The sequence below is a fragment of the Bacteroidota bacterium genome, from assembly GCA_016713925.1.
Taxonomy (GTDB): domain Bacteria; phylum Bacteroidota; class Bacteroidia; order AKYH767-A; family OLB10; genus JAJTFW01.
In genome coordinates this window covers 95,006-118,464 of record JADJOH010000004.1, presented here as the reverse complement: position 1 = coordinate 118,464, position 23,459 = coordinate 95,006, and the positions used below count along the sequence as shown (strand labels likewise).

At 37.0% G+C, this 23,459-nt stretch carries 19 protein-coding genes, 2 pseudogenes and 1 CRISPR repeat array; of the genes and pseudogenes, 2 read left to right on the top strand and 19 right to left on the bottom strand.

Annotated elements, in window-relative coordinates:
• Nucleotides 1-551: 551 nt before the first annotated feature.
• The 6 genes and pseudogenes from IPJ86_06120 to IPJ86_06095 all read right to left on the bottom strand — a co-directional run bounded on the left by IPJ86_06120 (nucleotide 552) and on the right by IPJ86_06095 (nucleotide 12,466).
• Nucleotides 552-2,647, bottom strand: a pseudogene (locus IPJ86_06120) (N-6 DNA methylase).
• A gap of 166 nt (nucleotides 2,648-2,813) precedes the next feature.
• Complete coding sequence (locus tag IPJ86_06115; GenBank protein ID MBK7886883.1) at nucleotides 2,814-3,314, bottom strand: hypothetical protein; 501 nt, start codon at nucleotides 3,312-3,314, stop codon at nucleotides 2,814-2,816.
• A 64-nt stretch (nucleotides 3,315-3,378) separates the two neighbouring features.
• Nucleotides 3,379-4,545: an AAA family ATPase gene (locus IPJ86_06110; protein ID MBK7886882.1), complete on the bottom strand. Its 1,167-nt coding sequence runs from the start codon at nucleotides 4,543-4,545 to the stop codon at nucleotides 3,379-3,381.
• A gap of 581 nt (nucleotides 4,546-5,126) precedes the next feature.
• Nucleotides 5,127-6,140 carry a hypothetical protein gene (locus tag IPJ86_06105; protein ID MBK7886881.1) on the bottom strand — a complete coding sequence of 338 codons (1,014 nt, stop codon included), beginning with the start codon at nucleotides 6,138-6,140 and terminating at the stop codon, nucleotides 5,127-5,129.
• 87 nt (nucleotides 6,141-6,227) lie between these two features.
• Nucleotides 6,228-11,871: a CRISPR direct-repeat array (repeat unit 37 nt; unit sequence GTCTTAATCCTTATTATTCTGGAATTACTTTTTCGAG).
• A 107-nt stretch (nucleotides 11,872-11,978) separates the two neighbouring features.
• On the bottom strand, nucleotides 11,979-12,236 hold the full coding sequence (gene cas2, locus IPJ86_06100; protein ID MBK7886880.1) for a CRISPR-associated endonuclease Cas2: 258 nt from the start codon (nucleotides 12,234-12,236) through the stop codon (nucleotides 11,979-11,981).
• 44 nt (nucleotides 12,237-12,280) lie between these two features.
• Complete coding sequence (locus IPJ86_06095; GenBank protein ID MBK7886879.1) at nucleotides 12,281-12,466, bottom strand: hypothetical protein; 186 nt, start codon at nucleotides 12,464-12,466, stop codon at nucleotides 12,281-12,283.
• Nucleotides 12,467-12,529: 63 nt separating this feature from the next.
• Here IPJ86_06095 and IPJ86_06090 point away from each other — a divergent pair, with 63 nt between their 5' ends.
• Nucleotides 12,530-13,588 (top strand): hypothetical protein, encoded by a 1,059-nt coding sequence (locus tag IPJ86_06090; protein ID MBK7886878.1) that lies wholly within the window; start codon nucleotides 12,530-12,532, stop codon nucleotides 13,586-13,588.
• On the opposite strand, the gene cas1 is transcribed toward IPJ86_06090, so the two are convergent.
• On the bottom strand, nucleotides 13,577-13,966 hold the full coding sequence (cas1, locus tag IPJ86_06085) for a CRISPR-associated endonuclease Cas1 (protein MBK7886877.1): 390 nt from the start codon (nucleotides 13,964-13,966) through the stop codon (nucleotides 13,577-13,579). The two genes, IPJ86_06090 and cas1, sit on opposite strands and share 12 nt — an antisense overlap.
• The gene (locus IPJ86_06080; GenBank protein ID MBK7886876.1) at nucleotides 13,948-14,160 is read right to left on the bottom strand and encodes a hypothetical protein; all 213 of its coding nucleotides are present in this window, start codon (nucleotides 14,158-14,160) and stop codon (nucleotides 13,948-13,950) included. The genes cas1 and IPJ86_06080 overlap by 19 nt, the downstream gene beginning before the upstream one ends.
• An 8-nt stretch (nucleotides 14,161-14,168) precedes the next feature.
• On the opposite strand from IPJ86_06080, the gene IPJ86_06075 reads away from it, so the two are divergent.
• Complete coding sequence (locus IPJ86_06075) at nucleotides 14,169-15,614, top strand: sigma-54-dependent Fis family transcriptional regulator (protein MBK7886875.1); 1,446 nt, start codon at nucleotides 14,169-14,171, stop codon at nucleotides 15,612-15,614.
• 50 nt (nucleotides 15,615-15,664) lie between these two features.
• Here the strand turns inward: IPJ86_06075 and IPJ86_06070 are convergent, their stop codons facing one another.
• From IPJ86_06070 to csm2, 11 genes and pseudogenes are all read right to left on the bottom strand, one after another.
• Nucleotides 15,665-16,090 (bottom strand): hypothetical protein, encoded by a 426-nt coding sequence (locus tag IPJ86_06070; GenBank protein MBK7886874.1) that lies wholly within the window; start codon nucleotides 16,088-16,090, stop codon nucleotides 15,665-15,667.
• Nucleotides 16,091-16,114: 24 nt separating this feature from the next.
• Nucleotides 16,115-16,960 (bottom strand): hypothetical protein, encoded by an 846-nt coding sequence (locus tag IPJ86_06065; protein ID MBK7886873.1) that lies wholly within the window; start codon nucleotides 16,958-16,960, stop codon nucleotides 16,115-16,117.
• Nucleotides 16,961-17,731: 771 nt separating this feature from the next.
• Nucleotides 17,732-18,037 (bottom strand): hypothetical protein, encoded by a 306-nt coding sequence (locus IPJ86_06060; GenBank protein MBK7886872.1) that lies wholly within the window; start codon nucleotides 18,035-18,037, stop codon nucleotides 17,732-17,734.
• Nucleotides 18,034-18,363, bottom strand: coding sequence for a hypothetical protein (locus IPJ86_06055; GenBank protein ID MBK7886871.1), 330 nt, complete (start codon nucleotides 18,361-18,363; stop codon nucleotides 18,034-18,036). The genes IPJ86_06060 and IPJ86_06055 overlap by 4 nt, the downstream gene beginning before the upstream one ends.
• A gap of 724 nt (nucleotides 18,364-19,087) precedes the next feature.
• Nucleotides 19,088-19,921 (bottom strand): hypothetical protein, encoded by an 834-nt coding sequence (locus tag IPJ86_06050; protein MBK7886870.1) that lies wholly within the window; start codon nucleotides 19,919-19,921, stop codon nucleotides 19,088-19,090.
• Nucleotides 19,918-20,577 carry a hypothetical protein gene (locus IPJ86_06045; GenBank protein ID MBK7886869.1) on the bottom strand — a complete coding sequence of 220 codons (660 nt, stop codon included), beginning with the start codon at nucleotides 20,575-20,577 and terminating at the stop codon, nucleotides 19,918-19,920. The genes IPJ86_06050 and IPJ86_06045 overlap by 4 nt, the downstream gene beginning before the upstream one ends.
• A gap of 48 nt (nucleotides 20,578-20,625) precedes the next feature.
• Nucleotides 20,626-20,823: a hypothetical protein gene (locus tag IPJ86_06040; GenBank protein ID MBK7886868.1), complete on the bottom strand. Its 198-nt coding sequence runs from the start codon at nucleotides 20,821-20,823 to the stop codon at nucleotides 20,626-20,628.
• A 131-nt stretch (nucleotides 20,824-20,954) separates the two neighbouring features.
• Nucleotides 20,955-21,395: a type III-A CRISPR-associated RAMP protein Csm5 gene (gene csm5 / locus IPJ86_06035; GenBank protein ID MBK7886867.1), complete on the bottom strand. Its 441-nt coding sequence runs from the start codon at nucleotides 21,393-21,395 to the stop codon at nucleotides 20,955-20,957.
• Complete coding sequence (gene csm4 / locus IPJ86_06030; protein ID MBK7886866.1) at nucleotides 21,392-22,231, bottom strand: type III-A CRISPR-associated RAMP protein Csm4; 840 nt, start codon at nucleotides 22,229-22,231, stop codon at nucleotides 21,392-21,394. Before csm4 ends, csm5 begins: the two co-directional genes overlap by 4 nt.
• Before the next feature lie 156 nt (nucleotides 22,232-22,387).
• Nucleotides 22,388-23,100: pseudogene (gene csm3 / locus IPJ86_06025) on the bottom strand (type III-A CRISPR-associated RAMP protein Csm3).
• The gene (gene csm2, locus IPJ86_06020) at nucleotides 23,078-23,353 is read right to left on the bottom strand and encodes a type III-A CRISPR-associated protein Csm2 (GenBank protein MBK7886865.1); all 276 of its coding nucleotides are present in this window, start codon (nucleotides 23,351-23,353) and stop codon (nucleotides 23,078-23,080) included. The pseudogene csm3 and the gene csm2 overlap by 23 nt, the downstream one beginning before the upstream one ends.
• Between the last annotated feature and the right edge of the window lie 106 nt (nucleotides 23,354-23,459).

The following is a 23,459-nucleotide window of genomic DNA, read 5'->3' as shown; positions in this document are numbered from 1 at the left end:
AGATTTTACATCTGCTAAATCTCCAACTTTCCCCTCAATTAATTTTTCACTGCTCATTAGTAATTTGTAATCAACAAACGCCTTCTCCTCCAACAACTTTATCCTTTTCAGGTTATTTTCAATCAAATCATCATACGCAGATAAAATGGATGCGATGCGGCGCTGGGTGAAGGATTGAACTTTAAACCCCGCAATAATTCAAGTCGTATTCCTTTATAGAGGTTGCGCCAACCAACCTGCAATCTCTTATTTGTATTTACGATAGCATAGTAAAAATTTATTGTCAATCTTCATTTGGAAACGTTTTTTGGTTTAGCCACATAATAGTTGATAAAAGCTCCCTCCCATGAAGTTATCCAATGAAAGTTCGACTGATCCACAATTTGCAATCTACTGCGACTAAGTGATAATTCCCTTGTCATAAAGATAATTTTCAGAGTAACCAATAATCCCATTGGAGCCAAAAGCCGGAAAAACTCCTCTTTCTGATGGCTTAATTGTTTTCCCATTATAGAAATCAACGAATTTATCTAAGGTTAAATTCTCCCACTTCATATCGCCAACTCTTTAAAATTCTCAGCAATAGCCTTCGCCAAAGCAAAAGCTTCTTCATTCAACCCTTCCAGCTCAATATGTATTTCGTTCAGGCGTTCTTCGTAGTCGAAGTCGTCATCCGTGGTGGTATCTACACCCACGTATCGGCCTGGACTTAAACTCCAGTCCTTCGATTCAATTTCAGTGCGGCTAACGACTTTGCAGAGTCCTTCTACATCGGCATATTTACCTGTGGGAAAACGGCTCGTGAGCCAATGTGCCTGTTTCCAGAAATACTCTGTTTCGTGCAGCAGTCCGGGTTCATCTTCATTGGGATTTCCGCTGAGTTGCACTTGCAGGTCTTTCAGTTGTTGGAGTAATTCTTTCAGGCTTGCTTGTTTGGCATCCGGCTGGTTCAGTTCCTTCCAGTCTTTATTCTTACTCAGTTGAAATTCCTTTTGAGCATTTGCCAGAACATCCAGCAATTGCTTCATGAGTTTATCCTGACTTTTCTTCAGCGTTTTGCAGAGCTGTGCAATTTCCTCCAATGCCTTCAACTCCGGCTCCGCCCCTTTTACCGCGGAGATGAATTGCTGCTGATCCTGAAACACCTTCTCTGCTTCTTCAAAATGCAAGGCTGAGGTAAATGATTTCGCTTCTTTGTTTTCTTTCTCCAACTGCACTGCAAAATCCTTCAGCGTTTTGTGAATAGATTTAAACAGTCGCTGAAAGTCATGCACGGCCTCCGCGCTTTCGGAAGCAAAACCGGCTGCCGCCTGCAGGTAACCTTCCACGGTATCTTCAAACTTATTGGTATTCCCTCTGTAGAGATTCACAATACAGACCAGTTCTGCAATTGTTCGGGACTAAAATCATTTACCTTACTCGTCACCTTCCGGTAAATCTTACGCGCGTCCAGCATGAGCACTTTATCCTGCTGCGCTTTGTCCTTTTCCTTTGCTCTGTCGAAGAACCACAGCGTACAGGGCAGCGAACGGGTATAGAAGAAGTTATTTCCAATCGCCACCATCACATCCACCGCACCGGTCTTCACCAGTTTCTCCCGTATATCTTTTTCGCTATGTCCGGCATCACTGGCAGAAGACGCCATCACAAAGCCCGACCTTCCTGTAGGTTTCAGGTAATTATAAAAATATTGTATCCAGAGGTAATTGGCATTATCGTTCTTCGGCAGGTTCACTTTTCCATCGAGCACCAGTCGCGGATCCTTCTTCACGATCTCCTTCCCCTTGTCCACACCATCCACGTTAAAAGGAGGATTCGCCATCACGAAATCACATTTCCCTGTGAGGTCGTGTTTATCCTCATAAAAAGTATTCCCCTCCTGAATATTCCCTTCCAGTCCGTGCACGGCCAGATTCATCTTTGCCAGCTTCGTATTCAGCTCGGCTTTTTCCTGACCGTAGAAGGTCACTTTCTCGGCAGGATTCAAACCACTACTCTCGATAAAATAGCCCGTCTGCACAAACATACCCGCACTCCCGCATGCCGGATCAAACACAATGCCGTGGTCGGGTTCAATCACATTCACGATCGTCTGCACCAGACTCATGGGTGTAAAGAACTCCCCGCCTTCCTGAGCGCCTGTCATCGCAAACTTATTCAGGAAATACTCATAAATTTTTCCGAAGAGATCTCCTTCTGCATTCCTCAACACTTCCTTATCGAAAATGCGAAGCAGTTCCCGCAACAGGTCCCGGCTAAAAACAGAAAAGCTTCTCGGCAAGACTCCCTTCAGGTTCTCATACTCGTCCTCTATAATCTGCATCGCATGATCAATCGCCTCACCGGTATCCTCGCTTTCGGGCAATGCCACCAGATAATTGAACCGCGCCTTTTCGGGGAGGTAAAGCGCATTCTTCTCCTCGAAATCCTTCTTCGTCACGGCACGACGGCCCCGCTGCGGATGCGTTGGCAAGTCTTTCTCCACCTCCACCCGCACCTTCTCAAAACGGTTAAAGGCATGACGGAGGAAGATCAGCCCCAGCACGGGCAATGAATATTCGGAGGCGGTCAGTTTACTATTCGCTCTCAGCTGATCGGCGGCGCGCCAGAGTTCGGCTTCAAGTTTTCGGAGTTGATTGGCTTGCATAGATAGAATTACGTTAACAAGCCGGAAATAGTGGAGACCATAAAACCGGCTTAAAGTTCCCCTTCAAAAATAAACGGGAAGTTTGGGAAATACAAGAGGGATGGGGGATTTTTTTGGGATTGACCTGAGTTGACAAAATGAGGGGGATTCTCCTTCAACCCATCATTTACAACTTTCTCAATATCGCCTTCATTTTCCGATTTTTAAAACGCTTATGAGCATGTTCCTCTCCGGAATAGTACACATCCGCCATCATCTTCAATAATTGATAGCGTTCATCCTCCGTAAATTTTCCATTTTCAAAAATATAGTCTATGTCTGTAAATAAGGCCATATACTTGTTATCATACTGATGCATGGAAATTTCCGCATTAAAAAACCTCCAGTAATCCGGTTTGATCCACTGAAACTTCTTATTAAAATGATTATTTATTTCTTGCAAATCCAGAGGTGAGAAAAAGACAAGCAGATAAGCTCTAACAGTGTCATTTATTAAAAGCCATATATTAATATCTGTAATCCCGTCAATCGTAAAAAGCTCCACATTCTTTGAAAGATGCATTGTTGAAATACTATCATTGGTGCGTTGCCTTAAATTTTCTAAAGTAGAAACATGTGCTTTTATATAATTTTGAGCAGAAAGGTTCTGGCTGAGCAGGAGGCTCATGAGTAGCATTATAAAAGTGCGTTGCATGGTTTGGTTGTTAGGTAATAAATTAGTTAGTAATTTTTCAGTACGAATACACCTTCTTCCTGCCTTTGGTAATGGCAGTATATTGCCAACGGTAATCATCCTTTTTAAACCAGGGGTGAAGGATGATGTTGTCCCATTCCCCTCCCTGGGCTTTGTGACAAGTAAGCGCATAACCATACCTTAAGCGCAGCGCTCCCAGATATGGATCGTCGGAATTACGAAGTGTTTCTCTGAATTTTTTGTTTTTGGCAATTCGATCATGATATAAGGCTTGTTCTGTTTCATATACCAACTCACCCTTTTCAGAAGTTAATACTTCAAGAAGAGCTTTGGAATGGATAAAACTACTTTCTCCATTTTCGTCTTGAACAGCTAACTCAACATCCATAAAAGTAAGTCCGGCCACTTTCTCCATGCTATACTGATTTACACTTGTTATAAATGCAGGCTCTCCTTTCAAAAGTAATTTCCCTTCTCCCGACCAGGATTGATTCAGCACTACCGCATCATCTTTCATCAATATTTGCGGTTGTTTAAATTTTCGGCTACGGTATGCTGAATTAAACCAATTTACATCTTTATTCGTGAATGCAATAAATGCCACATCATTGTGCTGATCCTTCTTATGCAATTTACTAAAAGTAGAAAGTGCATCTGAAATATTGTACAATTTTGGTAACTGAAGACCGGGAAAGACACTTTGCTGTTCCATGCTGTTTCTAAGTTGTATGGCATTAGAAAGGATGTAGCTATCGCTATTTTGACGCATTACTTCTTTTAACTCCATCATAATTACTTTCAATTTATAATGATCGGAAATATGCTGAGGGTCAAGAGCTGCGGAAAAATTACGATTTACAGGAGGCAATTGAAAGCGATCGCCTATAAAGATGATCTTATTACCAGGATTTCCTTCTTTCACAAACTCTATCAAATCAGCCAGCAGGGATTTAGTAGCAATAAATTTTTCATCTCCACCCAAGCGATCAGAGATCATTGAAGCTTCGTCTATAATAAAAACAGATAGCTTTTGAGATAAATTTAATTTCCTAGTAAGGCGTATGTTTACGCCATTACTGCCTGACTCCGTTGTATAAATGAGACTATGAATAGTTTTGGCATTGCGTCCCGTTTTTCCGCTGATCACTTTGGCAGCTCTTCCTGTTGGGGCGGCTAAAAAACACGGTGTACCTTTAGCGGCCAACCAGAGGACAATGCCTGTATCAATGATGTTTTCCCGGTGCCTGCCGACCCGCGTAAGATAAAAGCATCTTCACCCTCAGGGTTAGCAACGAATTTTTCTAATGCATTTAAAACCATTGTCTGTTCCTTTCCGGGTGTTAGGGTACAATATTGCAAGAGCTGCTTGGTAGATACAGTGTTTGTTGTCATAGTTGTTTGTTTTATGGTTGCAAATTTGACTATGCATTCTGCACTCTAATTGCAATTATAACTGCCCCTGAAGAATAAAAACAGAAAAAAGGGGCAGATATACATCGCACGGATAAATTACTTTATCACGAATGCAGAAAAGCTACCTGCCGCTATCATTTCTTATGCCACAACGCACCCTTAAAGATAATTTAATGACTACCAGTGATTTAAAAAAATAAAGGTTTTTGAATGGATTAGGTGATTGATTAAATATGTCAAAAATTGAATGCTCTCATTCAATTTTTGAATCATAGCTCATGTGTTTTAAAAAACCATTTACTTTGTAAATAACTACAATTGAAAAAATTAGTGTCGGGTCATAGTGGAAATTTACAACCTTAAATTTACTGCTTAAATAAAATTCTTTTCAAATAAATATTGGTTTGCGGGTGGAATAATGTTTTGTGGAACACTTCCGGGACCGGCGAACAATTGAATTCCTCGGGTTTTATATCTTTTCTGATAACTGATCAGGTCGCTTGTATCTTTAATTTGAACTACGGCAGAAAAATCTGAAAAGCGGCCTCCCCAATTAGATGCCAGCTTTTGTTGCCCTTCAATTTGTTTCAACATTGCGTTTTTCCCCGACTTGGATTCAATAATATAAACCTTTAAGTCGCCGGTAAATATTAATAAGTCATATTCGGCACTTGTGGAACCGGGTGCGGTGTTGGATGAAATCTTTATTCCCTTAAACACTTGAAAAAACGGAAAAGGAGTAACATTCCTTACCGGCTCAAGTATTAACTTGTTGACCTCACATTCAAATACATCACCCTCGGTCCCCACACATGCAGCACTTAAGTAATCACCTAATTGAGAGGTATGTTCAATCAACGATTCATTGTAATTTAATATATCATACCCCTTCAAACTAATCATTTCCTTAAATGATAGTTTTGGTTTCAATTTTGAAATAGTTTCTACAAGACCACCATCCTGTTTTAATTGATACGTTAATACATCCAGTCTTTTAATATCAGGAGCTGCAAATATCAAATTGGGCGACGGGTGACTTACTTTATTCAGTTTATACATGGCATCCCATAGCCCTAAAATTTGCTGTCTGCTCCCGTTTCCAAGATTAACAATTACTTTACTTGAATCATCAAGATTTCCTTTAATTAAATCATAAATTAGTTCCGAAACATCCTGGACAGAATGCTCATGTACCGTTTTCAATAAAATAGGCTTATCACATTTAAATCCCATTCTGTTAAATACGTTTAAAGATTGATCCACCCAATTTTCCGAAGAGGAGGTGACTGTTATCAATGGAATAATTCGCTTAGCAGAAAAATGTTGTGCTGTCAATAATAAGTTCAGGTTGTATTCACTCAAGATCGAAATTAATATGACTTCCATGGTTCGAAATGTTTTTTTCAAATATAAATTATTTACTGCATTCTCCTGCATATTTAAACATAACAAAATCCTGCTAAAATACTTTAATACTTAATCCTTATTATGATGGAATTACTTTTTCGAGTCCAAGGAATAATTGGTGCTAAACTTGGTTGGTGCTGGTCTTAATCCATATTATTCTGGAATTACTTTTTCGTGTTCAACATGAAAGATGTTAAAAAGAATGTCGTAAAGTCTTAATCCTTATTATTCTGGAATTACTTTTTCGAGACCAATATATCACTACAAACAAATTATAAATCCAAAGTCTTAATCCTTATTATTCTGGAATTATTTTTTCAAGTTCGATTGCAGGCGGTGAAATGATCGTAAGCGAACAGTCTTAATCCTTATTATTCTGGAATTACTTTTTCGAGGAAGCATTAGCGCAGTTTGAAATCGACAACGCTATGTCTTAACCTTATTATTCTGGAATTACTTTTCGAGACGTGGAGTTTGTAGCTACAGAATCTGATAAACACGTCTTAATCCTTATTATTCTGGAATTACTTTTTCGAGTGCTAAACACCTCCACGACAAATACAGCCTACATCCTGTCTTAATCCTTATTATTCTGGAATTACTTTTTCGAGAAGGTTAAAAACCTGATGACCGTTGAAAGGGCTTCAGCGTCTTAATCCTTATTATTCTGGAATTACTTTTTCGAGTGGTGACAAGATGCAATTTATTGATTTAAGAAAAACGGTCTTAATCCTTATTATTCTGGAATTACTTTTTCGAGAGAAGAAAACCACGAGTGGTGGTATTTCTCAAAAGTGTCTTAATCCTTATTATTCTGGAATTACTTTTTCGAGAACTGTGACCTATGATTATGCAACTAAGAGCGTAATGTCTTAATCCTTATTATTCTGGAATTACTTTTTCGAGAGATCATTAAGCGTGCAATTGCTTGTGCAGAGGAAGTCTTAATCCTTATTATTCTGGAATTACTTTTTCGAGAAAACAAGATTATTCCGAACAGAAACAGCGTCTAAGTCTTAATCCTTATTATTCTGGAATTACTTTTTCGAGGAGATGATTGCTTTCAAGGAAAGCAATAACATCGCTGTCTTAATCCTTATTATTCTGGAATTACTTTTTCGAGAAAGAGATCGAAATCGTACACACCGATCCAGCGAGTCTTAATCCTTATTATTCTGGAATTACTTTTTCGAGAAAAACAAAGATTGTTGTTGATAGTCGTAACGAATAGTCTTAATCCTTATTATTCTGGAATTACTTTTTCGAGACTCGTAAGAGTCGTGAAGAATCACCTGAAAATCTTGTCTTAATCCTTATTATTCTGGAATTACTTTTTCGAGTGGTGTGCTGATGAAGTAACTGTTGGTGAAGTAATTGTCTTAATCCTTATTATTCTGGAATTACTTTTTCGAGTTCGTCAGGGTTACTACTCAAACCAGGACAGGGAGTCTTAATCCTTATTATTCTGGAATTACTTTTTCGAGCTTATGTGCATTGGTTGTTGGTGTTTACCATACAGGGTCTTAATCCTTATTATTCTGGAATTACTTTTTCGAGTGCTCAGAAAGATGAGTATGGCTCCGCTGACAAAGGTCTTAATCCTTATTATTCTGGAATTACTTTTTCGAGGTTGTTGGTGTTGCTATTGGATTTAATGGTAAAGTCTTAATCCTTATTATTCTGGAATTACTTTTTCGAGCCAATCTTGAAGAAAAGCACCAAACTAAGTATTTGGTGTCTTAATCCTTATTATTCTGGAATTACTTTTTCGAGACTATGAACATTGCATGTAAAGTAATTGAATTAAGTCGTCTTAATCCTTATTATTCTGGAATTACTTTTTTCGAGGAAACATTCACCGTCACTGCATTGGGTGAAAATGTCTTAATCCTTATTATTCTGGAATTACTTTTTCGAGGACGAGAAGTGCTGGTTGATAGGGCTTTGTTTTAAGTCTTAATCCTTATTATTCTGGAATTACTTTTCGAGCGATATTGAGTTGCTTGCATCATATCTTCGTTTAGGGTCTTAATCCTTATTATTCTGGAATTACTTTTTCGAGAGAGAGCCTTTGGTGGTGCCTCTGTTGATGCTTTGTCTTAATCCTTATTATTCTGGAATTACTTTTTCGAGTCATCGATACGTTCTTTGATGACTTTGAAGATGAGTAGTCTTAATCCTTATTATTCTGGAATTACTTTTTCGAGCTTTAAACCTATCCTTAAAGGATAACAACGAACAACGTCTTAATCCTTATTATTCTGGAATTACTTTTTCGAGAGAAATCAAAGTTAAACATTGCTGGAGGGGGCATGGTGTCTTAATCCTTATTATTCTGGAATTACTTTTTCGAGACGGCAAGAAAGAGCGTATCAAAGACGCTGAACGCGTCTTAATCCTTATTATTCTGGAATTACTTTTTCGAGAAGGCAAACTGTATGCCTAATCCGAACATGACTAGTCATAGTCTTAATCCTTATTATTCTGGAATTACTTTTTCGAGGTTGAGGATGGCTCAGGCTATTGCTACAACTACCAAGTCTTAATCCTTATTATTCTGGAATTACTTTTTCGAGCCACAAATAAAAACTAACCCATGAACAGAACAGAAGTCTTAATCCTTATTATTCTGGAATTACTTTTTCGAGACCTATTATATGTTCTATTGAATATAGATAGTGTAGTCTTAATCCTTATTATTCTGGAATTACTTTTTCGAGCGCCAATCGAAGGACTGCACACTACCCATAAAATCTAGTCTTAATCCTTATTATTCTGGAATTACTTTTTCGAGTTTCCCGAGAAAAACCGAGACCAAACGCCCCATAACCAGTCTTAATCCTTATTATTCTGGAATTACTTTTTCGAGCATTGATAATAAAACCTTTAAGGTCACCTGTACAGGTGTCTTAATCCTTATTATTCTGGAATTACTTTTTCGAGCGAGATGATTCTGTTCAAAGAACAGAACAACATCGGTCTTAATCCTTATTATTCTGGAATTACTTTTTCGAGTTAGAAGCCAGAGCAGCAGAAGAAGACAAACTTTCATTCTGTCTTAATCCTTATTATTCTGGAATTACTTTTTCGAGACGCCTGAACAAGGCACAGTTGAACATGGTTATCAAGGTCTTAATCCTTATTATTCTGGAATTACTTTTCGAGTATTGTTTTAACTACCAAGAGATAGGACCTAGTAGGTCTTAATCCTTATTATTCTGGAATTACTTTTTCGAGTACAATCGAAAACGCTGCCGCGATGGCATCGTTCTTGTCTTAATCCTTATTATTCTGGAATTACTTTTTCGAGTATCGTTATTTATTCTAACAATTAAAATCTATTAATGTCTTAATCCTTATTATTCTGGAATTACTTTTTCGAGGAACGAATTTCGTCTTACTAAGAAGAGCATGGCGAAGTCTTAATCCATATTATTCTGGAATTACTTTTTCGAGCTCGACTGATTATGTCGGGTGAGGCGTTCAGAGGTTTGTCTTAATCCTTATTATTCTGGAATTACTTTTTCGAGAATGAAGCTAATTCAACTATCCAACGCTCATGACTTGTCTTAATCCTTATTATTCTGGAATTACTTTTTCGAGTGAAGACTACGAAAACATTCCTCTTGATACTATCAAAGTCTTAATCCTTATTATTCTGGAATTACTTTTTCGAGGGGCTGATGAGTTGATTGGTCAATCTAAAGAGTGCATTGTCTTAATCCTTATTATTCTGGAATTACTTTTTCGAGCTATGATAAAGACGATTATAGTGGTCATGCAAGTGATGTCTTAATCCTTATTATTCTGGAATTACTTTTTCGAGAGGTAAGGATTTCATCGTTACCGCATTAGGTGAGAAGTCTTAATCCTTATTATTCTGGAATTACTTTTTCGAGATGCCTTAAACCTAACCTAAATGAAAACAGCAGAAGTCTTAATCCTTATTATTCTGGAATTACTTTTTCGAGGCCTATTGAACTTGCTGATGGTAAGGTTGCGAAGACGTCTTAATCCTTATTATTCTGGAATTACTTTTTCGAGACCAATCGTATTGTAGTGCTACGTTAGCTCTCAATGTCTTAATCCTTATTATTCTGGAATTACTTTTTCGAGGTAAGCCTTATTAACCAGACGAGAAGTGCTGGTTGAGTCTTAATCCTTATTATTCTGGAATTACTTTTTCGAGATCCTTACAAAGCACCAAATATCTTTCTTCGAAACGTCTTAATCCTTATTATTCTGGAATTACTTTTTCGAGACCTAATATTTCGATTATCCCAATTACTTCTTTACCTGTCTTAATCCTTATTATTCTGGAATTACTTTTTCGAGACAATTCTAAAAACCAAAGAAATGAGCACAAAGAGTCTTAATCCTTATTATTCTGGAATTACTTTTTCGAGTGAAGTCAATAGAATACACTAATGGCGAGATTGGCAATGTCTTAATCCTTATTATTCTGGAATTACTTTTTCGAGGAAGCGATCAAAAAGCATTATGAACAGTATTTAAAAGTCTTAATCCTTATTATTCTGGAATTACTTTTTCGAGTTCCAACATCTAAGCTCTAAAAACCTAAAAAAATGTCTTAATCCTTATTATTCTGGAATTACTTTTTCGAGATAAAGTGAAGGTCTCTGAACGCCAGCAACTGAAGGGTCTTAATCCTTATTATTCTGGAATTACTTTTTCGAGGTGGATAGTCGTAGCGACTATGCAGAGCAAAAATCGTCTTAATCCTTATTATTCTGGAATTACTTTTTCGAGAAAAATTATGGCAACAAAAGCAGAAACATTAGCTTGTCTTAATCCTTATTATTCTGGAATTACTTTTTCGAGTTATAGGGCTCTTGTTTTAATGATTCAGAAATTCTTTGTCTTAATCCTTATTATTCTGGAATTACTTTTTCGAGGCCCCACTGCTTAATGTGGAATGCGGGGACTAAGTCTTAATCCTTATTATTCTGGAATTACTTTTTCGAGCAATTCACTCCAGCTCAGGAGTTTAAACAAGAGCTAAGTCTTAATCCTTATTATTCTGGAATTACTTTTTCGAGAACCAAAAGAAAATGGCTAAATTGAAAGTAATGTTTGTCTTAATCCTTATTATTCTGGAATTACTTTTTCGAGCTTTAAGGATTGAGGGTGAATCCTTCACTACTGAAAGTCTTAATCCTTATTATTCTGGAATTACTTTTTCGAGATTTCACTTAAATGTGATATGAAAAAGGAATTGATTGTCTTAATCCTTATTATTCTGGAATTACTTTTTCGAGATTAAGTGCACAGTAGTAGAAATGAAAGAAGGGAAAGTCTTAATCCTTATTATTCTGGAATTACTTTTTCGAGTTGATAAGGTAGATACTGATAAAGGTGTGCCAATACGTCTTAATCCTTATTATTCTGGAATTACTTTTCGAGAAACAAAGATCGTAGTTGATAGTCGTAGCGAATATCAGTCTTAATCCTTATTATTCTGGAATTACTTTTTCGAGCAGAATGGCTGGGAACGGTAGATTCCCTCCTGCAGTCTTAATCCTTATTATTCTGGAATTACTTTTTCGAGTTACTGCATTAGGTGAGAAGGTTCGGCAGTAACAAGTCTTAATCCTTATTATTCTGGAATTACTTTTCGAGATGATCAAGAAATGAGATTCAACCGAATTGGGTGTCTTAATCCTTATTATTCTGGAATTACTTTTTCGAGTCGTCTTTTCGTATCAATTTGTCTTTCAGATATTTTTGTTGGTAAATTGAGTTGCTTTCTTTGTTTTTCATAAAATTATATCCTTGTTTTTGAAGGCTGCAAAGGTACTAAAAGAAGAGCGTATTTTTACCTTCAATAATTAATTCAACGTCTACTTGTTCGCCTACCATTTTCATACTGCGTAAATTGTCCTCTGCTACTTGCAAAAATAATATACTATCTGTATTGTTATACATATCCTGTACTTTTTTTAAGGTAGAATGTATTTCCATAAAAACTTTACGATCTATCTGTGCCAGAAATACTGACTTCTGTACTCTGATGCAGCCTTTGCGAATGAGATATTTTGAGATCTTTGTTCTCACTTTATTGTTTTCAATATCGTAAAATATAAAACATAACATTTCATTTATTTTTTTGAACCGGCCTTTTTCATGAAGAGTAAAATGGCTTCGATGCGCTGATTCAGATTTTGAATGGTATCATCAAATTTTGATGGGTTCATGGCGGGAGGTGAAGTAATGCCCGCTGCACGAATCCGTGCTATTTGCATTGAAAATGAGTCTTCAGGACTTTTCTTCCCTTTCTTTTTCATATTCCGGCACAAGTCTGGTTAATGGTTAAAATGTAATTGCACCCACCTAAAAATAAGAAAACTATGACAACCTTCCAACTCTTCTCCGGTAATTCTGTTCGTGATAGCAAAAATGATACACTAACTCCTATTTCAATGACCGAGGTGTTCCGCAAAATCGCAGCACCGGAGCCCGCCTTATCTGAATTGGTTAATAAACTACGTATCATGTACACTATTGATAAGAGAAAATATGCGGACATGAAAGTACATCTTCCCTATATTATCGCCGCTTCCTTCAAATCTCACATTCGTAACACATCAAACTTTGAAAAAATAGATGGCTTCTTTATTGACCTGGACGAGCTTCCCTCCCATGGTATTGACCCTGACACCTTAACCGCTTCCCTTAAAAACGATGAGCGGATTGTTTTGCTATTCCGATCTCCGGGTGGCTATGGGCTAAAGCTGTTGTTTCAATTAGCAAGCCCAATCTACAACACCAAGCAATTTACAGATTTCTATAAAGCATTTACCCTGCGTTTTGCCCGTCAATATCAATTAGAGAAGGTGCTTGATTTTAAAACTTCTGATGTAACCCGTATCTGCTTTCTGAGCGTGGATCATCATGCCTATTTGAACACGGCTGTCACTTTAGTAGAAGTATCTGATTATATTACTACTGATCCGCATTGCTTTACCGATGACGTAGGAGAAAACATCTCTTTTCCGGAAGTGGAACCGAAAGAACAAAATACCATTGAATCCCCTGTGAAAAGTGATTCAATTATACCCAGGCAAGTCATGCATGATATTTCAAAACTTCTTTCTCCAAACCCTGCGGTAATAAAACATCCAAAGACCTACTATGTGCCTCCACAATTGGATCGTATTGAAGGTTACTTAGAGCCCATTTTACAGGAACAGGACATACGAATCTCAGAAGCTAAGCCTATCCAATACGGTAAACAATTACGCTTTATATCCGGTAATTCCTTTGCAGAAATAAATATTTTTTATGGTAAAAACGGCTTCTCTATTGTTAAAACAACACGTAAAGGATATGATCCAACACTCTGCAACCAAGTTTTAAATGTACTCTCCTCCTGCCTTATTTATGCCGGGTCTCCATCAACCGTTTAAAAGGAATGAAGCCAATTGCTGCATTTCAAGATCAATATGTGTTGCCCGACTACGGCTTAATCCATTCAATACAATTATTTCATCTATGTAGTCATTGAAAGCTTGTATTAATATGCGTTTCCCTTCATTGTTTAACCAAAAAGCGCCATCTTCTACATCAAAAAATTCAATGAATATTACTTCCTGCATACATACACTGATCACAACATTATCTGCCCAAACCCTGTATTTTTCAATAACATCATAAACAAACACCGGCTTATTGTAATCATCGCGGTGATGGATCCCAATAGAAGGATCAATCCCCGCTTTAATCAAGGCAGATTCAACCTTACCATACAATATACCATAGGTATAATTCAATAAGCAATTAAACATATCTTCAGCCGGATGCTGACTTCTCTTCTCAAAAAATACTGATGAGGCAAATGACTAATTACCGTTTCAAAATACACTCTTGAGGCATTCCCTTCTAAACCTCTCAACACTGCACCCGCCTCAGAGGGTAACTTCATAAACATACCATTACTGACCTTTAGTAAACTACCATAAGACTGAATTACAATCTGCATATTGAAGTATGAAAAGAAAATCCACCTCTAAGATAATCATTTCCTGGATTGCCACAGGCAACGACTTTAAAAATGGTTCTGTAAATAAAACCGGACCTAATTATGCCATGCACAGATTCTTTTATACAGATGCAAAATTTCATTTGCTGTTACATGCCGAAACCGGGGATCCGTTATACCAAAAAAATGCTGAAATACTGTCCTCCTCTTTAAAAAAGGACTTTAAGGACCACACCATTCAACTGGAATCCATAAAAATTGGAGATGTAATTTCATTAAATGAGATCTTGCCAAAAGTAAGTCAACTTCTGTTAAAATACGAAGAATATGAAATAGATCTCTTTATTTCTCCGGGAACTCCTATGATGCAAGTAGCCTGGGTAATGACACATCTTGGCAAAATTGGCAATACGCGGCTCATACAATCGAGACGTCCTGAACATTCTAAAAATAATATCTCAGAATTTTTTACAACGGAAATTATTCCATCTGCAATTCCATATTTCATTCTTATCAAAGAAAACTCAAAAACAAATAAGGAGGAAAATGAATACATTGAGACCGGGATTGAAACTGCGATTTTTCGAGCAAATCAAATCTCGGGAATTGATAATATAAACACATTGATTACCGGGGAAACGGGCACGGGAAAAGAAGGAATGGCTAATTTGATCCATAGCTCCAGCTCCAGAAAAAGTCATCCATTTATAACCATAAATTGTTCTGCATTTTCTGATGAACTTTTAGGGGCTGAATTATTTGGATCTGTAAAAGGTGCATTTACGGGTGCTGTGGACAGGAAAGGCCTCTTTGAAACCGCTAATGGGGGAACTGTTTTTTTAGACGAGATTGGTGATATCAGTCCTAAAATGCAACAATCCTTATTGCGTGTTCTACAGAACAGAACATTTATGCGACTAGGAGAAACCAAGGAAATAAAAACTGACGTAAGAATTATCACAGCAACCAATAAACGGTTAGAAGAAATGAGTTACTCCGGTTTATTTCGTTCAGATTTGTTTTACAGACTAAACCAAACCAGAATACACTTGCCGGCATTATTCGAGCGGGGTGAAAATGCCATAAAACAAATTGTTAATCAAAAATCTAAAGAGCGGAGTGGCTTATACAAAAAACCTGCTTTACATTTGAATAAAGACGCCTGGTCGCTTTTAACATCCTATCGTTTCCCGGGCAATATTCGTGAGTTGGAAAACATAATCGATGAACTTTATATTTTTAAGGAAGATGAAAATATAACAAGTATGGATCTATCCCCTCTCTTAAAAAGCACCTCTTCAAAAGAAAATACAAGAATCAATACAGTAGTTTTGCTTAAAGATGTAATTCGTAACCATTGTAAAAGCACATTGGAAATTCATCAATCAAAGGCCAAAACTATCAAAGCATTAGGGATCAGCATAAATACTTTAAATAAATACCTGGAAGATTGAAGCCATTATTTCAGGATGTTTTAAAATCTTATGCAAAAAAAATGCAGTTATCACTCCCTCGATTCTCTTGGAAGAAACAACAAAGTAAATTTCCCATCAATAATATCTTCCATAACCACCATATCATTAATCTCCCAAATCCTAACCGCAGGATCAGGTCGCTCGAATTGCTCATCGAGATAGACAATGAATGAATAATAAGAACTCGACTCGTCAAATTTAATTATATAAGTGCACACGATTCCGTGATCAATTTGCCACATCAGCATGATGTCGCCTTTTGAAGTATAATATACTTTTGATTTATCCGGCATTTTAAATGACCGGGTTTTTACTCTTTCTTCTTTAAGTTTTAGTAAAAATTGCTTTTCATCTAAACCGAGAAGTGGTTGAGCAAAAAGTTGATTAGGTAAACTCAATATCGCTATTGCGATGCATACCAGAAAACGGACAGGGAAGCTGAAGTTATCTCTCATATTATGTTCTTGTTTTTTGAAATTTTACTTAACAGCAATGGCATTCATGATTTTCTCCGTAGTGGTTGCTGGTATTGTTTTTACATTGATTACTTTCATTCCGAAAAGCCAATCCTTCCAAAAATACTCCAGTTTCTCCACTTCGGTTTGATCTTCGCACTTCGCCCGGATTCCGACTATATATGCTTGTAATCCCGGAAAACTATATCTGACTTTTAATAGTCCGTAATCCTCTCTGGTAGCCTTTTCTCTCCAGTCCACTCCATGCAATTGTTTTAAAAATAAAGTGGTAGTATGCCTGTTATTGATCTGCTTTTTCGAATTCATATCTTCAAAGTCAAAGTAACCATCCGTCAGGACTATCAGTGTATTATCATAGCCATTCCTAACATCATTTACCAATTGCTCATTAAAGTATCTCCAAAGATCACTACCACTATAATCAGTGCTTGCTTTGGATTTTCCGGAAATAACATACAACTCCTTTAATCTTTGTTCAAAAGACTTAGAAAATGATTTAAGTGCATTAAGCCTGGCGGCAGTTGTTTGTTTACTCAAATCCAGTGTCAGCGCTTCCTCCATTTGATTCGCCAATATGCAATTACTTTTTTGTGGTGCTATAACAATGCTAAATCTGTTACGACAAGTCATAATCAATTGCTGCATGGCATTTCTTCTCAAAACGACGATAAAGATTTGAATTATAATTGAGGTGTCTTTGGAAATCTGACCGGGAACTAGCAAACGATCAGAAAGGTCCAATAATATTATGGTGTTTTGCGGCCTACGGTTCTCCACTGCTAACAAGCATTGAAATGCCAGCAATACGGATAAGCAAAGGATGGTGCGAATTTTTAATGTAGTAGTCATGGCTATGATTTTTAAGGTGTGAAATAATAATGGTGATTATTTGATTGGATGTATTACCGGTTGATCAATTGATCATAAAATGATTTTCTTTTATCGGCTGCCATGCTTGGAATGCCTGCCGGTATTGATGATACACTTCTTTCGCATCGTGGCAATAAAATTTCTTCGCGGGGATTATTGCTGACATATTTCATCCAGCCTTTATAATACGCATCCAGGCTATGCTCAATATCTCCGATGCCTTTATATGAGCGCCCAGCAAGATGTCCACTTTGTTTATCTCGTGGTTGATCTCCAACAATGCTCTTCGCAGCTCCGCCTCATCCTGACGGACTTTTAAATACTTCATTTTGCATAAGACGAAGTGTTAGGATCTCTTTTCTCCTCTCAAGGACAGCTAACCGTTGAGGGTTCTTTTTTTCATGCTCCTGAACTATTATTTCACACAGCAGCTTCCATGAAACATAGGCGCCTAAACCCAGCATAAATACTCCCCAGAACATGAATTCTGTGTAAAGGCATAATCACCTTCCGCGAGACCATTCATTTGCTTTAACTCATGGCTAAATGCTTCAATCTTCCATGCAATAATAAAATCAGCACCAATTGCCAAGATGAGAAAGAATGTAAAGAAGCGTCAGCCCTGTCCATTTAGCTTTTCCCTGCTTTCCTTTAGCCTTTTTTGAAGATAGGACCATACAAGAGCGAGAGCAAAGAAGAAGAACGGACCTATATACACCGCCGGTATTCCACTAGAGAAGGCGAACGGATTTAACACCGCGTTAAAGAGCGAATGGAAAAATCATTTGCAGCCTGTGATACCGCCATTTCAGCATTTAGATCCCGGTAAAAGGCTGAATAAATCGCCGATGAATAAAACAGATAAATAAATGCTGTTAACCCACCAAAAGCAATGATATAAATCCAAAACTTAAAGTTGCTATATCCGGATTGCTGTACCAACTCTTCCGTATTCATATCTATGGCGGCAAGCTGCTCTTCCTTATTTACAATGTCCTTTTGAAGTGCGGGTAAAATATGCTGAATCAGATGATTCAATTCCGTTTCAGGTTTCACTTTTTCGCCCGAATATCCTCACGTAGCATTCGCATCCGTTCAATGTAATCCGTATGTTTCGCTTCGTTCAGATTCTCATCAAGATACTTCCCTGAAACGATATGATTCAGTCCGTTTTGCAAGGCTTCAGGGCTACCCTCATTCAGTCCGGCCTCCACATACCCGTGGTCATCTAAAAACACTCTAATGGGCTCTCGTTGATCAGGCATGGCCCTAAAGACATCCAGATTAACCAGTGCATTTAGCTCTTTTGCGCTTTCGGGTTGAAGTGCCAGCTCATTGTTACCTTTAAACAGGTTACGGATAGGTTGTAAGAAGTTCGTCATAGGGATAGGTTTTAAGGGTTAATTCGTTGAACAATGCAAAAAAACCTATCCCTATTGCAGTCTATTTGCAGTAGCTTAATAAAAAATTAAATATTTTTAAAATATCCTTCTTCGGCTTGTTAAGCTTTCAACAATTTCTGCATAAAAGCGTTCACCTCGTCATAAGGAGGAAGTGTATTATTTCCTACATCAAAGTAATCAAAAAAGCAATGCGTTCAAATCTTCCGCCCTTCCATTTAGCTTACGATTGATCTCCTCTAATGACACACCGGTCATGCTATGGGCCAAATCATTTCTTAATTTACTTAAAGTAGTCAATCCTTCTAAGATGCCCGTAATGCCGGCGGGTCTTTCAGGATGATCTTCCGGGAAAAATAATTATAGACATAACGAAATACTATTCTATTTGGTGTTTTAAAGTCCAATTTAAAATTTGTTCCTGTTATAGGCTTTTCCAAATACTGTTTTAACTCCATGTTAGCATTAATCAAATTTAACCAGGAGGCATGTTTTGAAGAGGAATCATACTCAATTTTTCCACCTAATTTAATTTCCAGAATAGGCTTTAGCAGATTTTCTTCCAGCGTAAAAAAGTCTCCATAAATAATCAGAATAAGCGCCTTGATAAAAGTGAATCATTGCTGAAAAAAACAATTCTCTTTGTATAACATTCAGATTACTCTCCGGTGATAGTTCCTGATACCAGACTGTATAGGTATCCCTGTTATTCAAATCTATCTTCATCAACTCCATCAGGCTTTTTCGTGCTAAATTGAAATCCAGATGGTTTCGGGCAAAGCGCATAGGAGCTCAGATAAAACTCGCTCTTTTTTTTATTTACAATTTCCTTAATCAAACTATAATTGTACTGCTTCAATGCCTGACTAATACTATTTTCATAGAGCTTTTTTCTAAACCCGGACCGGAATAAATCTGTAAATTTTAAAGGCAGAGCATGATCCACCCCTGCACTTTTTTGCAATTGGATGAGATTTGGAAAAAATTCAATCAGATTTAACAACAACCCGGTATTCAATGCATCTACTCCTCCCTGTCCCAGAAAAAAAACTTTATCCGTATCTGCATACGCTTTGTACTGATCGTTTTCACTAAAGTACTTATTAAAAAATTCATACATACTATCCAAAAAAATGATGTTCCGCTCAATTGATAAGGGTTTAAAATCCGCTTGCTTATCTAGTATAAGGTTAAAATCCCTCTTGATTAATTGTTCTAAAATCAATGGATAAAAGAAAGTGTCGTTCTTCTTATACTCTTCCACAGCATCCACCTGATTGGTTACTACTAGTTTTACCCATTTTATGTTAAAACCTTGCTCTCGTATGAAATTAAATGCCGGTTTAATAATTGGATATTCAAACTCACCTACATCAGGAAATTTCCTTTCACGTGAAGACAGATAAGATCCAATCGCACGAGGATTTTTTATGCTGTAAGTTTTCGAATCAGGGTTATAAACCAAGTCTAATCCTGAAACTTCTTGATTCAACTGCAGATCCCGGGTTCCAACTGTAATAAATATACCTGCGTCTTTCATTTCTTAAATCCAACAAACTTCACTTCTTTAATCTTACCTCCTGCTAATTGCGGAACAGAGGCTATGACTATGGAGCCTATTTCAGGATTTGACAGGCCACGCATTAACACTTCGATTGTTTCGTCATGTATCACGAACTTTGCTAACGCTATACCTTCCTTGTTTCCGGTAATAACTCCTTCCACTTTAATACCAGGCTTGAGTTTACCTACAAATGGCAAGGGTTGTCTGGCAGCCTCCTTCAATCGTTCCACCTCAGCCAACTTCATTGCATGCTCTTCAATTTCTTTAAGTTTTTGCGATTCCTTATTTTGGTTATGATCCTTTAGATACCGTTCTGCTTTATCATGATCCATTAATGTCAACTTAACGAATCCGACCGGTGTACCACCATTCACAATTCTTCTTAATTTAGGGAAGGGCATATCTCCATATTCTGTACGACGTACGGCATGTGCAATTTCCTTCTGAACATCTTGCGCCAACACATCCGATTGCCAACCACCAGTGAGCGATTCAAAGCCGGATGCGAATCCAAGTCTTGCTATTGCCTGAAAATCCGATGCCATTGCGTTCTCCACTTCACCTTTCAATCGCTTTAATTCATCAATAAAATTTTCCGCTCCTTTAGGCAAGTTGATAACCGAGGGCTCCATAATTTAATTTCACGTTCAATGAGCTGTAAGGTTTGCATATTAATTGCCTTAAACAATGCTTCCAAAGTAAATTCTTATCACCGGGTAATCGTTCTTTGAATTAATAATTTGCTTTTTAAGATCTTCTGCAATACCAAGTCTACCTACACTCAATGAGCCGGCAGGAATACATTCAATAAATTGACCAACCTCATTTTTCATTTCCCAACGATCCATACCCGTTTGGTTTAAGGTCTCTGCTTTCAAACAAATTGTATCTTCAAATGAATAATCATCTAATCTTAAAGGCGAAACACATCATGATTGGGATCCTTCCCTAATAGCTTACCATTTAATTCTTTTGACTCAATTTAAAGTCTTGCTTATTTAATCTACGATTAAAACATTCCTGACCTAGTCTTTTTAATCCGTCCCATTTTCAAAACCTCTTTAGAAAACCAAGATGTACGAAAACTTCCTTTTAATGAAGAACCCGGAATCATCGGTTTTATATTACCGGAATGGATTTGTTCCCGAATATTGTTTTGATGCGAAGGAATATTAGTGCTATTAATATGAATCCATCTCATCGCCACTTTTTCAGAGGTAAGACTTCGATCAACATTTTCTAAAAGTTCTAACACTCCATTTCCTCTGTTTATTGCTGCAATCCAGGTATTTATTCTATCCTTACCTATAACTTCAAGTACTTTTTTATCATCCAGTACGGCAATTCGCATTTCATTATTAAAAACCAGATGTTCTATTCCACCCATCAGTACTCTACCGTTGCCAATATGTACCGGACTTAATGTTTCTATAATCAATTGCTTGTTCATGATCTGTCTTTGATTATAATGGGTAAAAAGAAAGCTCTTCCGTCTCTATAAACAGGATGTTTTACTCTGGCTCCTGACGGATTTAAATCAAGAATATAGCCTTTGCGGCTCGCATAATTTGAAAAAATAGAGCCTTCCGAAAACATAAATACTGATTTCTTATGCAATGAAAGATTATTTTCATCTTCCGGGCTGGATATATAACCTCCCCGTTTTATCAAATTATATCTGGAATTATCGAGAAAGCCCGAGCTTCTTTCTTCTGTTGGTGGACAATACAGCGACAGCAATACTCCGGATTTTGATTCCGGTAAGTTAAAACTGATGACATCTCTACTTACTGAAAACTGCCCGTTCCCAACTGATCTGTCAGTACCAATACCCTGCTCTCCCAACCAATTCAAACATTCTGCAATTTTATCTATGGTAGTTTTATCACCTGTTACCATAAAATACAATCCTCCCATTTCATTGAACCGGATTCTTTCAACATAATAAGGTTTGGTATCATTACCGTCTAGAGGTATTTGAACCCTTTGTTGAATTTCTTTCATCCAGAATTTTTGACTTTTAAAATTGTCCGGAAACGCAGAAAGAAATCCTCCATCAGCTACCAACTCTTCGCTCCTAATTTTACATTCGTTCGCATGTATTAAGTTTACAAAGTGTGTTTTTGATAGCCAATTTATTTTCTTATACTTCTTCGCTGTCGCAGCTCCTTCATCTTTTTCAAAATCAGGTAATTTAACAAGCGGCTTTGGTAAAAAATACTCATCCCCAAAAAATGGAAAAGCGGAAGAGAAAGCAACATTATTAAAATTCGACTCCTGATTAATTCCAAAAAATCGATTGCCATGCTACATACAAGGCAGCCGAAATCGAATCGGAATGCAATAAATAATCGCTAATATCATACACCTCTTTTCCTTTACCTAAATGAAGTGTTGAGGCAAACTTCAGCCTGAAAACTACGAATTCTTTTCCACGAATTTCTATTTTAAAAAATCAGGAATATCATAGATTATAGGCTCACCAGAGTTCTCTCCATACTGTCTTCCTATTATATTCAATGCACTAAACTTAACTCTTCCACTTCCCCTGGAGCCTCCTCCTCCTAAATAATCATCTTGTAGTAACTGAAGTCCTTGAAAAATTAAATCGAGTAACGCTTTTTCAGAAAATTTATCTCTATCAAATATATTAAGAACCATATCCAGTTTAAAAATAGCACCAGCTGGTACTCTTTCCAAAAAACGAGGCATAGCCTTTGCCGTTATACGATCAATAACAACTTCGGCTTTTATTTCCGTAAATTGCAGTTCGGTATCTTTTAAGTCATTTGGATTTTGTAATATGGCATCTCTAAAAATAATTCTTGAAGGTCTTTGATTTTCATCACCTATCGAGTTCCCAAATAAAACAGTTGTGATTTGATTTGGATCAACACATGGTCCATTATCTATATGACCAATCTTATTACCGCTTATCAATCCCAAATTTAATTCCAGTAAAGATCTCATTTTACCTTTTAAAGAACTCCCGGTATATAAGGTTCATTGGTAACTTGATTTCTTACCACAACCTTATCTAAACCTCCTATTGACAAAGAACTGTTATTGCCGCCAATCATTAAACCAGACAATAAATTTATATTGCCACTTAGCTGAATTTTTTTATTAGTTTCATCTTTTATCTTTTTTTTCATCGTGAACTTTATGATATGCAAGTATTGCTTCCAATAAATCACAAAAATTTTTAAATCTTTTTTCAGCATCAGGTTTACCGGAATCAACGGCAGCATGTGCCTCTTCCATTCTTTCTTGAAATAAAAGCGCTCCTTTCCTTTTTGCTTTAACTGCAGAATATGCAAGTTTTGGTTTCAATAGTAAAAAGTCGGCTTCATTGTTTCTCAAACCCTTCATCTGAATCCTTTTTACTTCACTATAATAATTCCTGATTTGGGAAGGTGTAAACCCTTACTTAAGAATCTCTTTGGCAAAATCATCGGCAAACTCTATTGCCTTTTCATCAATTTTTTGTGATATCCAATCCTTGTTAAAAGCC

Excerpts from the sequence above, each read along its gene's own strand:
- IPJ86_06115 (MBK7886883.1), bottom strand. The coding sequence starts at position 3,314 with ATGAGCCTCCTGCTCAGCCAGAACCTTTCTGCTCAAAATTATATAAAA.
- IPJ86_06105 (MBK7886881.1), bottom strand. The coding sequence starts at position 6,140 with ATGGAAGTCATATTAATTTCGATCTTGAGTGAATACAACCTGAACTTA.
- IPJ86_06095 (MBK7886879.1), bottom strand. The coding sequence starts at position 12,466 with ATGAAAAAGAAAGGGAAGAAAAGTCCTGAAGACTCATTTTCAATGCAA.
- IPJ86_06090 (MBK7886878.1), top strand. The coding sequence starts at position 12,530 with ATGACAACCTTCCAACTCTTCTCCGGTAATTCTGTTCGTGATAGCAAA.
- cas1 (MBK7886877.1), bottom strand. The coding sequence starts at position 13,966 with ATGTTTAATTGCTTATTGAATTATACCTATGGTATATTGTATGGTAAG.
- IPJ86_06080 (MBK7886876.1), bottom strand. The coding sequence starts at position 14,160 with ATGCAGATTGTAATTCAGTCTTATGGTAGTTTACTAAAGGTCAGTAAT.
- IPJ86_06075 (MBK7886875.1), top strand. The coding sequence starts at position 14,169 with ATGAAAAGAAAATCCACCTCTAAGATAATCATTTCCTGGATTGCCACA.
- IPJ86_06070 (MBK7886874.1), bottom strand. The coding sequence starts at position 16,090 with ATGAGAGATAACTTCAGCTTCCCTGTCCGTTTTCTGGTATGCATCGCA.
- IPJ86_06065 (MBK7886873.1), bottom strand. The coding sequence starts at position 16,960 with ATGACTACTACATTAAAAATTCGCACCATCCTTTGCTTATCCGTATTG.
- IPJ86_06055 (MBK7886871.1), bottom strand. The coding sequence starts at position 18,363 with ATGACGAACTTCTTACAACCTATCCGTAACCTGTTTAAAGGTAACAAT.
- IPJ86_06050 (MBK7886870.1), bottom strand. The coding sequence starts at position 19,921 with ATGAAAGACGCAGGTATATTTATTACAGTTGGAACCCGGGATCTGCAG.
- IPJ86_06045 (MBK7886869.1), bottom strand. The coding sequence starts at position 20,577 with ATGGAGCCCTCGGTTATCAACTTGCCTAAAGGAGCGGAAAATTTTATT.
- csm5 (MBK7886867.1), bottom strand. The coding sequence starts at position 21,395 with ATGAACAAGCAATTGATTATAGAAACATTAAGTCCGGTACATATTGGC.